At 45.6% G+C, this 13,262-nt stretch carries 12 protein-coding genes and 2 pseudogenes; 10 read left to right on the top strand and 4 right to left on the bottom strand.

All coding sequences use genetic code 11. From position 1 onward, the window contains the following. The coding region (locus tag D6C13_RS20705) for a hypothetical protein (RefSeq protein ID WP_208642926.1) at positions 1-674 on the bottom strand (674 nt) is incomplete at its 3' end. 722 nt (positions 675-1,396) lie between these two features. On the opposite strand from D6C13_RS20705, the gene argG reads away from it, so the two are divergent. After that, positions 1,397-2,758, top strand: a complete 1,362-nt coding sequence (gene argG / locus D6C13_RS20710; protein ID WP_120134547.1) for an argininosuccinate synthase — start codon at positions 1,397-1,399, stop codon at positions 2,756-2,758. A 209-nt stretch (positions 2,759-2,967) separates the two neighbouring features. Here argG and D6C13_RS20715 read toward each other — a convergent pair whose 3' ends face one another. After that, complete coding sequence (locus tag D6C13_RS20715; protein ID WP_120134548.1) at positions 2,968-3,687, bottom strand: hypothetical protein; 720 nt, start codon at positions 3,685-3,687, stop codon at positions 2,968-2,970. A gap of 1,257 nt (positions 3,688-4,944) precedes the next feature. Here D6C13_RS20715 and D6C13_RS20720 point away from each other — a divergent pair. After that, positions 4,945-5,724, top strand: a complete 780-nt coding sequence (locus D6C13_RS20720; RefSeq protein WP_120134549.1) for a hypothetical protein — start codon at positions 4,945-4,947, stop codon at positions 5,722-5,724. Between the two features lie 1,521 nt (positions 5,725-7,245). Then, positions 7,246-7,314 (top strand): annotated as a pseudogene (locus D6C13_RS26225) (SEC-C metal-binding domain-containing protein); the annotation flags it as partial. Between the two features lie 334 nt (positions 7,315-7,648). Here D6C13_RS26225 and D6C13_RS20730 read toward each other — a convergent pair. Then, positions 7,649-7,858: an ogr/Delta-like zinc finger family protein gene (locus tag D6C13_RS20730; RefSeq protein WP_120134551.1), complete on the bottom strand. Its 210-nt coding sequence runs from the start codon at positions 7,856-7,858 to the stop codon at positions 7,649-7,651. Positions 7,859-7,864: 6 nt separating this feature from the next. Further along, the gene (locus D6C13_RS20735) at positions 7,865-8,650 is read right to left on the bottom strand and encodes a capsid protein (protein WP_120134552.1); all 786 of its coding nucleotides are present in this window, start codon (positions 8,648-8,650) and stop codon (positions 7,865-7,867) included. Positions 8,651-9,218: 568 nt separating this feature from the next. On the opposite strand from D6C13_RS20735, the gene D6C13_RS20740 reads away from it, so the two are divergent. The 7 genes and pseudogenes from D6C13_RS20740 to D6C13_RS20765 all read left to right on the top strand — a co-directional run bounded on the left by D6C13_RS20740 (position 9,219) and on the right by D6C13_RS20765 (position 13,190). Further along, positions 9,219-9,479 (top strand): helix-turn-helix transcriptional regulator, encoded by a 261-nt coding sequence (locus D6C13_RS20740; protein WP_120134553.1) that lies wholly within the window; start codon positions 9,219-9,221, stop codon positions 9,477-9,479. Next, positions 9,476-9,706, top strand: coding sequence for a hypothetical protein (locus D6C13_RS20745; protein ID WP_120134554.1), 231 nt, complete (start codon positions 9,476-9,478; stop codon positions 9,704-9,706). Before D6C13_RS20740 ends, D6C13_RS20745 begins: the two co-directional genes overlap by 4 nt. A 13-nt stretch (positions 9,707-9,719) precedes the next feature. After that, positions 9,720-10,028: pseudogene (locus tag D6C13_RS26145) on the top strand (ash family protein); the annotation flags it as partial. 24 nt (positions 10,029-10,052) lie between these two features. Continuing rightward, on the top strand, positions 10,053-10,244 hold the full coding sequence (locus D6C13_RS26150) for a host cell division inhibitor Icd-like protein (protein WP_341868027.1): 192 nt from the start codon (positions 10,053-10,055) through the stop codon (positions 10,242-10,244). Continuing rightward, a complete protein-coding gene (locus tag D6C13_RS20755; RefSeq protein WP_120134556.1) occupies positions 10,241-10,504 on the top strand; it encodes a hypothetical protein in 264 nt (87 codons plus the stop codon). Before D6C13_RS26150 ends, D6C13_RS20755 begins: the two co-directional genes overlap by 4 nt. After that, positions 10,501-10,842, top strand: a complete 342-nt coding sequence (locus D6C13_RS20760) for a DUF5375 family protein (protein WP_120134557.1) — start codon at positions 10,501-10,503, stop codon at positions 10,840-10,842. Before D6C13_RS20755 ends, D6C13_RS20760 begins: the two co-directional genes overlap by 4 nt. Positions 10,843-10,853: 11 nt before the next feature. Continuing rightward, a complete protein-coding gene (locus tag D6C13_RS20765) occupies positions 10,854-13,190 on the top strand; it encodes a primase-helicase zinc-binding domain-containing protein (RefSeq protein WP_120134558.1) in 2,337 nt (778 codons plus the stop codon). The last annotated feature ends 72 nt before the right edge of the window (positions 13,191-13,262 follow it).

Genomic DNA, 13,262 nt, shown 5'->3' on the forward strand with positions numbered 1-13,262 from the left:
CCCCAATATCCTTTATAATTTTCCCCGTCTCTGTTTTCTGAACCAAAAGAACTTCCCACAAAACTTATCAACCTGACATTTTCTGAAAGGGGTTTGAGTGCGAATGCGCCGAGATAACCGCTGCCACCTGAGACGGTCATGGTATTAAAGCCGTTATCTGCCGAAGGGAGACTGCTAAGGCCGGGAGAGTTACAGGCGCTACACACTGAGACCTCACCAGTGTTATAGGTGTAGCCTGCCATGGGGAAAATTTGAAAACCAGCGGGTGTAAAGCCGAAGTAACTCAGGGGAATAAATGTTCCGATGGAATAATTGGTTTGCGTCGCTCCATTAATATATTCATTTTTCCCGAAATTAAAGTTAACAATACCGACCGGAAATAACCATGAGCCACCCACGCGCCATTCACTGGCATCACTGTTGACGTGCAAATTCACTTTCCTGACTTCATCCAGAGCCAGCGATCCTGAAAACGTGGTGTTCCCGTCATTCAGTTCAAAATTATTCGCCCACGAGAGCCCCACTTTGGTCGTGACTTTCGTCGGGTCATCATCCAGTTTGTCTTTATTTTCTTTAACAATACCCGCCTGAACGGGGGAGTTAAACACACTGAACAGAAACAGGGGTAACCAGAAATAGCGCACTTCTTTACCTTTAATATTTAAAAGCAGCATGTTGCATTATTTTTTACTGGTTTTTCAAAGTTTTCAGGGTTTAAAAATAACTCACTCACTCTTCATAACAAAAAGCCCGAACAAGTCGGGCAAAAAAATTAAGATTTCCATAATCCAAAAAGGATCATAACAGGGAATAATGATGAAAAACATCTGACAGAAGTACATTACGCCTTAATGTAGAAATGCGAAGTTATTGTTTATTTAATTTAAAACCGGTGAGATTTTTAATTAAAAAAAACCCACAGGCGGGCGCGTGTGGGTTAATCGGAAAGAACGTTTGCTTATTTTATTATGCACATACACTTTGCCTTGCTGCCGGATGACAGATACCAGGGAGGTGCCGGCAGCCACTGAACAATAGCGTTACATAATCCGTTGTTCTACAAGAACAGAGTTTATAAATAAATCAGCAATAGACTCAGGCATGTGAAGTCACAGAACACGCAACGCCTGGCACACCAGCCCACGGGAAGCGATTATCAGTTGTAGTCAAAAGAGCTCGAAAACAGCAGTATGGTCATCTTTATGAGTATCGGGGGCCTTTGCGCGTACTGAATGATTTTTGAATGAAACACCGCCTCAGGCATGACTTTTGTATAATTATGCAATAAAATGCACATGAATATGCAAAATGTCTTTTACCTGACCCCGGTTTTGCGATATCAATATAGGCATTGAAACCTTTAGCAGACAGCCCTAATTCATACAGGATTTTATCGATGACAACTATTCTCAAGCACCTTCCTATCAACCAGCGTGTGGGTATCGCTTTCTCCGGCGGTCTGGACACCAGTGCAGCGCTGCTGTGGATGCAGAAAAAAGGCGCGATCCCTTATGCTTACACTGCCAACCTGGGCCAGCCTGATGAAGAAGATTACGATGCCATTCCGCGTAAAGCGATGGAATACGGTGCAGAGAAAGCTCGCCTGATTGATTGCCGTAAACAACTGGTTGCCGAAGGCATCGCCGCCATTCAGTGTGGCGCGTTCCATAACACCACCGCCGGTGTGACTTATTTCAACACTACGCCGCTGGGCCGTGCCGTGACCGGGACTATGCTGGTTGCCGCGATGAAAGAAGATGGCGTGAATATCTGGGGTGACGGCAGCACTTACAAAGGTAACGACATCGAGCGTTTCTATCGTTACGGTCTGCTGACCAATGCTGAACTGAAGATTTATAAACCGTGGCTGGATACCGACTTTATCGATGAACTGGGTGGCCGTCATGAGATGTCCGAATTCATGATTCAGTCCGGTTTCGATTACAAAATGTCGACCGAGAAAGCCTATTCCACTGACTCCAACATGCTGGGCGCAACCCACGAAGCCAAAGATCTGGAATTCCTCGATTCCGGCGTCAAAATCGTTAACCCGATTATGGGCGTGAAATTCTGGGACGAGAATGTGGTCGTGAAAGCGGAGGAAGTGGTTGTCCGTTTTGAACGTGGTTATCCGGTTGCCTTAAACGGCGCGACGTTTGACGACAGCGTTGAGCTGATGATGGAAGCCAACCGCATCGGTGGCCGTCACGGTTTAGGCATGAGCGACCAGATTGAAAACCGTATAATCGAAGCCAAAAGCCGTGGTATTTACGAAGCCCCGGGAATGGCGCTGCTGCACATCGCTTATGAGCGTCTGCTGACCGGTATCCATAACGAAGACACCATCGAGCAATATCATGCGAATGGCCGCGTGCTGGGTCGTCTGCTGTATCAGGGGCGCTGGTTTGATCCACAGGCGCTGATGCTGCGTGACTCCGCACAGCGTTGGGTCGCCAGCGAAATCACCGGCGAAGTCACGCTGGAACTGCGTCGCGGTAATGACTACACCATCATGAATACGGTCTCTGAGAATCTGACCTACAAACCAGAGCGCCTGACCATGGAAAAAGGCGAATCCGTGTTCTCACCGGATGACCGTATCGGCCAACTGACCATGCGTAATCTGGATATCACCGATACTCGCGAGAAGCTGCAAAACTATGTGGAGACCGGCTTGCTGACTTCTTCTGCTGCTACCGGTTTACCGCAGGTGGATAACAATAATCTGCCGCGTGGGTTACAGGTCAAGAATAAATAATTGTTTAGCGTAAACTAAAATACGTAAACAATTTATGCGGACAGGAATGCGGGAAGTGTTGCCGTTGTGTAATGAATGACCCCGGCGGGGAAATCAAAAGGCGACCTTACTCGTTCACTATTTCATTTTAATATTCACCTGATATACATCAGGTGAATATTAATGAATTCTGACTATTATCCAAACATCATATTGGGAATATCATGTCATTACCGGAAGGAAATCCCCCCGACCAAAGAATGGAGTCCTGAAGGATCTCCTGACTCAAAGCGTTGCCCGTCTATTTGTATTTTACCTACTACAACGGTATTAAGGGAGCAGCTGTCACGATAGTGATCGTACCATCCCTCACCACATTGACCAGAAAGCCCACGATCAGACCACTTCTTCATTTTTAATCGCCAGAGCTCGTCAAAATCATCCAGCGAACACATAATTTTAGTCCACGGGTCGCAAATCATCGTATTCTCGAGGAGTAGTTTGGTAAACCCCGCAGGCCGGGTGCCAATCAAAACAAAAGCATGGTCAACGGGCGCTGGCATATAAACGCGCAAAATTTGAACCTGTCTTCCGGCGGCTCCATCCAGACGACTGACTCGGTCCAAAAGATAGTAAAATGCAAGAACTGAATTTTCACCACAGTTTCCTGCGTGTGGGATTCGGTTAATGTAATCCCTTTCAAGGGCATTGGCTCTTTCCCGCGGAGACAAACCTTGCTCACGAAAACTGCGCAGAGACTTGAGCCGAATGGCATCTGCTTGTGCCGTATGTAAACTCCAACGCTTCGGATCTTTGGGCATCATATGGCTAACCAAACCTTTATCCCGATAAATTTTATTCGTTGCCTTCAGAGGTAATCGCGAGCGCGCATACTTAATAGCACCTAATAAAATTGGCGTCATCGCCTGTTCAAACTTTTTATCAATCATAACTAAATCCTTTTACTTTTAATATTTACTGGTGATGATTTGTTAATTATTAAAAAACAAATTATTTTTAAAACAGTAAAATAATTACTCATCAATATGATGAATATATTTCATCTTTGTTATATAAATTAATTGATAAACAATTAAAGAAGGAGTTTAATTATACATTGCGCCTGTAAATGATTAAACACGTAATTAATACATTAATTACGTGTTTATAATCATTAAGTAAGGTTTCGACAGGTAATTTCCTGAGCGCCGTATCGTCTCCTGCCCGCTAATTTTGACAACTAACCGGTAGCAGAGGACAAGGCTGAAGCAAGATTGTGCATGAAGTGACGTATTTACTGGGTTTGGAAGACTTTATGGGATGTTACTGGAAGACGTAGTGGAGCGGGTGAAGGGAACGGTAATTTAAAGATAAACAAATGATAATAATGAATTAAATATCATTAAGTTAATTTAGTATACACATTACTATACACTTCCCCTCACTCTGCCTTTAGTAGACAACCTTGCTCTATGCGGTTTTCTAATTTACTAACTGTGGTTCATCACAGCTCGTCTCTGTATGTGAAACTTAATATGTTGGCCTCGATATTTATCCCAAACGCGCTGTTATCACGACACGGCTATTTGCATTCGATTGGCCACCTGACACCCATTTGCGTTTTAGTTGACTATCGCCAACAGAATCTAACCCGACCAAACTACATTGACAGGCAGCTGTCAACGATAAGCTGACTTAGAAGTCAATTATTTAAATGTATCGGACTTCAAAAAAAGCTAAATGAAAAAATATCAACTAAAACAGATTTATCTGGCGGAATTACCACATTCGGTGAAACTTCCACTGACAGAGTAAACCCGAATGGCCGGAGGGACAGCGAAAGGTCAACGCTCCAACGGCGGGTAATTGCAATGTTCCCCCAGATACTCATATGGTAGCAAGTAACCCCTCGGAGACATAGCATATAGCATTTGCACGGAAACCATCCTTGCCATTTCGCGCACATTATTTTTCTGAAAAATTGCTACTGCGGGTGAGCGTCCTGCAGGGAGATCTCTCAGAGGCACATCGGTTGCATCATAAAAGAGAAGTTTTTAAAACATAGAATTAAAAAAGTCCTGTCGCGGCGGGTAGTCAAAAAAACTGAGAGTGCGGGGCTCTCGGAGCATTCGATAAACTGCCTGTAAACTCGAATGCGGCTAAGTTAAGATGTAGAAACCACTAAAAGCAGTGTTTAGGAGTAGTAAATGAACATTCGTCATTACCTTGCTAAATTCGAAAAGAAAAAAACACCTGACCGTATCACTCTTAACTATGAAACTGCCATCCATTATGATGCGTATTCCGTGTATATCACCCATCTCGATAGTGGTCAGGAGTATCTTTTTAAAGGTTATGAAAATAATAAAATTAGTGTACTGAGGTGGAATTCAGAGCAAAATATATTCAATATTCCAGAAAATTTAAATCCAGATGGTTTGGTCTCAGAGTCCTTTTCAGGGATTTATTACTACAAAGCCCATGAATTAAGATTTACCACCCTGAAAGACCTTACTTGGTGGCGTGAGATGAAATTTAAATTATCGGCTATTAAGGATAACTGGGTTAGCAGCCGAGAAAAGTATCGTTATCGAAAACAGCGTAAAGAAATAAAAAATCTACATGATGTTTTATCGGCGGTAATTTCTTTATATCTTGACCAAAAAGAAGGGGGCGGTATTAGCCATATCAATATTATGTCAGTCGTTTTTGGTAAATTGTGGTTTTATCATGATGAAAAAGATAGAATGAGAAAACAATTAACCCTTACGCTTGAGGCATTTGTGATTAATGGCGAACTAACTAAAACTCATGGGGGTAACTATACTGTTAATGGAAGAGCACTAATGACACTTAACAAATATATCGAAGAGGAACAACGTTACGTTGAATCGACTAAAATCCAGAAACGTATGGTCTGGGCAACAGTATTCTCATTTATTGCTGCCTTCGCCAGTGCCGTGGCAGCGTTTAAAGCTTTGAAATAACACAGTTGAGATTTATCGATAAATAAAAAAGGCGAGGCCTATATAATGCTAAGGAAAATAACTAAAAACACTGGTTTCAACAGTTCTGAAGAAAAATTAATTGATTTAGCAGACACTGCTTTTATGGGACTATGGTCTTATGCAAATATTTATAGTGATGAGGGATATTCAAAAAACAAAACCGGCAAGGAAGTATGTGACTTAATTGTGGTTTTTGATAAAGATGTAATTATCTTCTCAGATAAGAACATCAAATTTAATTCTACCAAGACCTTAGAAGTTGCGTGGAAACGCTGGTATAAGAAATCAGTATTAGAGTCGTCAGACCAACTTTATGGGGCAGAGAACTTTATAAAGAGGTATCCAAGTAGAATATTTCTTGATAAAGAATGCAAAAACTCACTTCCTTTTGAAATACATAATGATTTTAAATTCCATCTAATAGGTGTTATTAACAACGTTTCAAGAGTTGCGCAGGATTTTTATGATAGCATTGCTCCGGGAAGTTCACCCACATTATTCAACGCCTTTGTATTTGATGGAGTGGAATGTTTAGAATTCCCTTTTTGCATCGGCGATATTGATAGAAGCAAAACCTTTATCCATTTTTTTGATGAAACTTCTCTTAGCATTGTATTGACAGAGCTAAATACCACTTCTGATTTCTTGGATTATATAAAAGAAAGAGAAAGAGTCGTAAGAATTGGTGCATTAAAAGTTAGCCCAGGGGAGGAGGAAATACTCGCCACTTATTTGATGAATAACAAAAAAATCCTTAATGAGGATTTTTTGAAAGATGAGAATTTTGCAATTCTTCCTGAAAATGAGTGGTGTTATTATCGATCAACACATTGGTTTAAATATTCACAAGCCATGAAAAAAGGAAGTGAGTATTGGGATGATCTAATAAGGATATTTTCTGATAGTATATTGTCGAGCAACGTTGGTTTTTTTAAAGAACATGACTTTATGACACACGAGCTAGCAGTTAGAGAGCTCGCCAAAGAAAGCCGTAAATCTAGATATTTTTTATCAAGAAGTTATGTGGAAAAATTTGAGAAATCTCATTCAAGAAAGCCTTCCGCAAGGCTCGTTGAGTCCTTAGATGAAAAAGGGAAGTTTTATTTATTTCTTTTCTTCCCAAGAAATATTTCAGATTCAGACGCCGACTACAGGCATGCCCGAGTAGGTTGCATCTATGCCTATATACCCTACGTATTAAATAAATATGATAGTGTAGATAAACTTTGTGTTATCGCAACAGAACCTAACGGATGCCCAATTCGTTCAGAAGATCTAGTTTACATCAATCGAACTTTTTCAAATAAAAAAATAAATCAAAGAGAGCTTAATGATTTGTTAAAAAAACATAGTGTTACTTTTGATGTGGAGTATACAAAAAACAATCATTTAGATGGTGATATTGGTTACTTGTTAACTATAGAAGAAGTTAAAAATGAAATTATAATGAAAGATTTGAGTAGAAGATTTTCTAGAAAAAATATAAACATGACAAAAATTAAAGTAGGTAGGAATGAGCCCTGCCCATGTGGCTCTGGTAATAAATATAAAAAATGTCATGGTAAGTAACCTTTCTATTAAACAAACCATAGAGAAGGTGGAAATGTTTCAGTTGGAGCAGGCCGGCAACCTTTTCTTCTGCCACACCTCGGCGCGCGCAATTCTCCCCGCCTGCCCGCTGCTGACTTAGCCCACTGGTTTTAATGCATGAAATAAAACCTCTGAAAGCCCGTGTTGCAAGGGTTTTGAGCCCTTTTTAGCACGCCGGATTGCATGCAAAACCATGCACCCTATGCATGCAGAGCTCACAAGGGCAGGCTAGCCAGAGAAAAGGCTGTCCGGAGGGACGGTTTTGCACTGCATTAATGAAAAATACCGCCTTCTTCGAAAGCGGCACTTGAGATTATTTTTTGGGGGATTGAGACAAGCCGAAATTTATATTTTTATGCTTTAGATTTTCTCTTTTAACGATTTTACTGACACTTTCATTTGTTTTAAATGCGCATGAGCATGCCAGCCTGGTGCACTGATAATAAGACTCCTTTGTCTGTTCGGTGATATAACGGCTTGTGCGAATGTGAGAAACAGAGCTGCAAAGCGGGCAGCGCATCATTTGCTATTACTCCTTATTTGAATTGATACGCTGGGAGAGTTTTTGAGCCAGCAATTGTCTTTTTATCGGGCTTTGCAGCAGCCCCATATCGACACCAGGAAGCGCAGGAGAATGCGTCCCGATTTTCTCCAACATAGGTTCTGCATCCATGTTGAACTGACCTATGCTAGCCGCCCCGACAAGCGCCTTGCCAATTTCAGCGCTGACAATTTTGGCGGGCTCTACATAATGACCGGATTGTGTTTCCTGATAACTGACGTTGGATAACGCCAGCACTTTCAGCTTTACCGCACGAACTAGCGCCGGACTGAGATTGTTGATGGCCATGCGCCACTGTGTATCAGCATAGGCATTCAGTGCGCTGCGGTGGGCGCTAATCAACGCTCCACCAGCATTAGCACAATGCAACATCGCCGACTGTTTCTCGACACTCAACTCCTCAATAAGGTCATCAAACTCTTTTACTAACCCCTGCTGAATAGCCCGCTGACTGTGCGCGTTCTTGAGTTCGTCAGTCATAACCCCGCGTGACTTGCGAAAACGTGAACGCCAGCTCTCTTCGTTCTCTTTGATTTCGCTGTTCGCCGTTTCTTTTTCCTGGGCGCATCGGGCAATTGAACTTTCAATTTCATCAAGTGCACGCTTTTTCTCAGCAAACGCCGCTTTGGCCTGTTCAAAGTGTTGGATGGCACCTTCCGCGTTTCCTGATGATGGCTTTTCGTTGTGACCGGCTTTGACCTGAAGAAAATCCTGGATAACGACTTCGACGGTTTTGGTTGAATCGGGTTTCATGGCTTACCTCAGCAATGTGTTGTCAATGTGAGGATATTGTGGGGAGGCTGGCACAACATTTCTATCTGATGGCGTTTGCTCAGCGTTGGTACAACGGGCAGGGAAGTAAAGCAGGAAAGAGGAAAGAATTTATATTTCTATAAATACTATTCACTACTGTTCACTTTAAATTAAAAATGAATAAAATCATTAAGTTAAGCAGTGAACACTTCATCTAAAGGTATTCACTCACTGTTCACGACTGTTCACTGTCTTCAAAAGCCTTTTTTCTGGCTAGCCCAAAATAAATTAATGTTTATTCCTATTGATACTGGAGTTTCAATCGTTAAAACAGCTCAACCAACTGAGCGTAAAATAACCTACTGAGTAGCATTGAGCATTATTGATTAACATTGGCAATCATTGGCAAAGTGGCTCAAATCCCATTAAAAAAAACACAAAGCATTTCAGGTATTTTGTCGTTCAAAGGCTTGTTGCTAAAAGAAAAAATATTCTCACAATAGGGGGCTCCTTAACGAAACAGCCGGTACTGGACGTGTCCAGCCGGATACAATTATGAGGTAGCACCATGCTCTCCACCGCTCAAAATACGCCCCCTACTTCTCCCCCTGTGATGCCACCGGCCTACCCACGCGATCGCTTTATGCGACTGCCGGAAGTGATCCACACTACTGGCCTCTCCCGCTCCACCCTTTACGACTTAATCAGCCGTCAGCAATTTCCTGCCCAGATTTCTCTCGGTGGCAAGAACGTGGCCTGGCTGGCCTCCGAGATTGAGAGCTGGATGAATGACCGTATCGCCGCACGTACTCAGGAGACCATGCAATGATTTCTCTGTCTGTCGGTCATCATAATATCCAGCTCAATACACAAGAGGCTGCCTACCTGGCTGAAGGCCTGATGGCTGCCGCCTGCGGTAGAAAAAATCCCTTGCCTGCGTTTACCAGCGATAACCTGGGCGTGCTATCCGTAACAGCCGAAGGCGTTAGTTCAGAGGATGATTCACACTTCCGATCAAATCCGCAGCAGTCCGATCAAGTCCTGACCGATTGCTAAGGAGAAAGCGCCCATGCAGCAAAAAAGGCTTTTCTCTGGCAAGCGCCTGCTCTATAGTTTTTGTGCTGCCGCAAAATCGGCAGCCGGGCGTAGGAACCCGTGTTTAACAAAGGCGACACAACACGCGCCAGGCGTGTTTTTTTATGTCGATGCCTTAGCGCACCTGTTATTTGCACAATGGTTTCTGATCCGTTGTGTCTATCAAGCAATGGTGGCTCAGGCGGGGCAGCCTTCGGGCTGGCCGGTTTCCTTTGTTGCCGGTATTCCTACCCCCGTCTGGGCTACCACCCATGAGTGTAGGAACTCCGGTGGTAGCTGTAACCAGCTAACAAGGGATCCTATTCATATGTTAATCAACTCCGCCACGCCACACCCTAAATTTACGTTCCTGTTCGCCGCCGTTCGCCGTGCTGAACCTAAAGCGCCGGTCTGCATGCTGCGCTCCGCTGCCGACAGTGAACATTCTGCCCGTCGCCTGCTTGCCCGTGACTATGTGCTGTGCTTTGCCGGTCGCCTGCCCGCTCAGGAGGCTGCATGAACAAGCTCGCTTCCTTCTATTTCCCCAACACCCATTATCCTATTCCGCATGCTGATTTCCTGCGCCTGCAACACGCGCACAATGTCGGCGTGATGTTCCTCGACATGCTTGATACCCAGGACTCGTTAGGGCACGTGCCCAGCGGCGATCAGCTGAACTCAATGGCCTCAATGGTTGCACTGCTCACTGACCAGCTCGGCAAAGTGGTAGACACCTGTGAAACCGCCATCAAAACGCAAATGGAGGATGTCTACGAATGAATATGACTCAGCAGTCCTGTCTGCCGGTTGAAGTGCTCACCGCCCTCTACCGGCGCGCCCTGGCACAGGCTTATCTCGATGCCTGTACCGCCTACGGCGTTGAAACCGGCTACTCGCTTGATGAACTGCAAATGACCATCGCAAAAGAAGTCGAAAGCTACTATGTCCGTCAGCACGGCGCAAAGCTGGGTATGGACATCGCCTGTGCCATGCTCCGCGATATGGTGCAGCCCGATATTCTGGTGGCAAAACCCCGCCTGACACCGCTGGGAGAATCCATGATGGACGAGCTGTTCCGGCCTTGTCTTCACACCACTCCACATACCACGCTGCACTGACAGAGGCGCACATGACACAAATGATTGTACAAAACACCGTGAGCGCCGCAAAAGGCCGCTGGCCTCAACTTCTTTCCGCGCTGGGAATAAACGTTGCCCCTCACGGGCATCATTCTCCCTGCCCCGTTTGCGGGGGAAAAGACCGCTTTCGCTTCGATAATCGTGAAGGAAGAGGCACCTGGATATGTAACCAATGCGGTGCCGGTGACGGATTAAACTTGGTTGAGAGAAAACTGGATATCAGTGTGAAAGAAGCCGCCGTGAAGGTGGCTGAAATTCTGGGAGAGGTTCAGCCTCTTGCGGTTCATCACGACGAGGCCGCAGAACAAAAGCAAAAAGACAATGCCCGCCATAGGGCAGCCGGTCAGGCCAAAGCGCTGGTGAATGCCGCCCGTAAAGCGGCAGGCAATGCCTATCTGAAGAATAAAGGCTGGCCGGATAAGGAAGCGCTGAACTTACAGGGCAGCGGTCTGCACGTAGGCGGAATAGATTTCGCGGCGGGTGACCTGGTCATTCCGCTGTATGATTTGTCGGGTCACCTGGTCAACGCCCAGCTTATTAACGGGGCGGGGAAAAAATGCACACTTGCAGGTGGGCAGGTAACCGGCGCCGCTCATCATTTTGAAGGGAACGACAACACCGTTATCTGGATGGCAGAAGGCTATGCAACGGGTCTGACAATACATGCGCTGACGGGTGAAACCGTGTATGTGACGATGGGTGCCAATAACTTCCCACATCTGGCTGAGTGCCTGCGAGAGAAATATCCTGACGCCCTGCTGCTTATGGCCGCAGATAATGATGAGAACGGCACAGGACAGAAAAAAGCGAAAGAAGCCGCAAATCTGGTCAACGGGAAGGTTGCGATCCCCTTAATCGCCGGTGACTGGAACGATGTATTCATGCAGGAAGGTCGTGACAAAGCGCTCGAACAGCTCCGCGCTTTTACTCAGCAATCTCCTAAGAGCCCCTTTGAAACGGTCAGTGATGCCGACCTCAAGGCCATGAGCCAGAGTGAGAAGTGTGAACTGTTGATAGTCCATTATGAACACCGTCTGGCTATGCCTCCGGTGGGGGAAGATCTTTGCCGCTATGAGGAAGGTGCTTGGCAGGTATTGCCGCACAGGATCCTCAGCCGTGAAATTGCCGCTCTATTTCAGAAAGCACAAGCGCCTTTTTCAGCGCCACTGATTAGCGGCATGATCGAAACCCTAAAGCTCATGGTGCCTGAAATGAGCAAGCCCGCACGTCACTTAATTGGTTTTCGCAATGGCGTTTTTGACACCCGCACCGGAATTTTTAGCTCTCACCGCAAAGATAATTGGTTGCGTACCGTCAACAGCGTGGATTACTCGCAGGCCAAGCAAGGGGAAAATCTTGCCGAGCATGCCCCTCACTTCTGGCAATGGCTGACGCGGGCGGCAAACCAGCAAAGCGAAAAGCAAGAGCGCATTCTTGCGGCGCTTTTCATGGTGCTGGCGAACCGGTATGACTGGCAATTGTTCCTTGAGGTGACAGGACCAGGCGGCAGTGGTAAAAGCGTCATGGCAGCCATAGCGCGCATGCTTGCAGGGAATGACAATACCACCTCCGCCAGCATCGAAACGCTGGAGTCCTCCCGTGAACGGGCTTCCCTGGTGGGATACTCACTGATCATCTTACCCGATCAGGAGAAATGGAGCGGCGACGGCGCAGGGATTAAAGCCATCACCGGCGGCGATGCGGTAGCCATTGACCCGAAATACCGTGACGCTTATTCAGCACACATTCCGGCGGTGATCCTGGCAGTGAACAACAACCCGATGCAGTTCAGTGACCGCAGCGGCGGCGTATCGCGCCGGCGGGTGATCATTACCTTCCCCGAAGTCATATCGGCTAAGGAACGCGACCCAAAACTGATCGAGAAAATAGAGGGAGAGCTCGCGGTAATTGTCCGCCATCTGATGGAACGCTTTGCAGAGCCTGGCGAAGCCCGCGCACTACTGGAAGAGCAGCAAAACTCCGACGAAGCGCTGGAAATTAAACGGAGTTCAGATTCACTGGTCGATTTTTGCGGTTACCTGCTCGCGGTTCCGTCACCGAGTGGTTTATATATGGGCAACGGAAACATACGTCCGTCGAATCCCCGCAAATACCTTTATCACGCCTACCTGTCATTTATGGAGGCGCGCGGGCATCAACACCCGATCACTCTCTCACACTTCGGCAAGTTCATCCCGCAAACGATGAAAGAGTATGAGATTGAATTTTTAAAGAGAAAGACCAATCAGGGCGTGCAAACCAATCTGATATTAAACGCGGACTGCGAAGCTGATTGGTTGCCAAAGAGCGACATCAATCGAGTTTAAACAGAAACCGGCTCAGGCCGGTTTTTTCATATGGCAAGGTAGGTGATCACCTGAAAGTGAACAGGAATGAAC

Origin of the sequence: Rahnella woolbedingensis (assembly GCF_003602095.1) — a bacterium.
Classification (GTDB): domain Bacteria; phylum Pseudomonadota; class Gammaproteobacteria; order Enterobacterales; family Enterobacteriaceae; genus Rahnella; species Rahnella woolbedingensis.

Bases quoted from the DNA above. Each gene is read 5' to 3' on its own strand.
- argG (WP_120134547.1), top strand. From the start codon at position 1,397: ATGACAACTATTCTCAAGCACCTTCCTATCAACCAGCGTGTGGGTATC.
- D6C13_RS20715 (WP_120134548.1), bottom strand. From the start codon at position 3,687: ATGATTGATAAAAAGTTTGAACAGGCGATGACGCCAATTTTATTAGGT.
- D6C13_RS20720 (WP_120134549.1), top strand. From the start codon at position 4,945: ATGAACATTCGTCATTACCTTGCTAAATTCGAAAAGAAAAAAACACCT.
- D6C13_RS20730 (WP_120134551.1), bottom strand. From the start codon at position 7,858: ATGATGCGCTGCCCGCTTTGCAGCTCTGTTTCTCACATTCGCACAAGC.
- D6C13_RS20735 (WP_120134552.1), bottom strand. From the start codon at position 8,650: ATGAAACCCGATTCAACCAAAACCGTCGAAGTCGTTATCCAGGATTTT.
- D6C13_RS20740 (WP_120134553.1), top strand. From the start codon at position 9,219: ATGCTCTCCACCGCTCAAAATACGCCCCCTACTTCTCCCCCTGTGATG.
- D6C13_RS20745 (WP_120134554.1), top strand. From the start codon at position 9,476: ATGATTTCTCTGTCTGTCGGTCATCATAATATCCAGCTCAATACACAA.
- D6C13_RS26150 (WP_341868027.1), top strand. From the start codon at position 10,053: ATGTTAATCAACTCCGCCACGCCACACCCTAAATTTACGTTCCTGTTC.
- D6C13_RS20755 (WP_120134556.1), top strand. From the start codon at position 10,241: ATGAACAAGCTCGCTTCCTTCTATTTCCCCAACACCCATTATCCTATT.
- D6C13_RS20760 (WP_120134557.1), top strand. From the start codon at position 10,501: ATGAATATGACTCAGCAGTCCTGTCTGCCGGTTGAAGTGCTCACCGCC.
- D6C13_RS20765 (WP_120134558.1), top strand. From the start codon at position 10,854: ATGACACAAATGATTGTACAAAACACCGTGAGCGCCGCAAAAGGCCGC.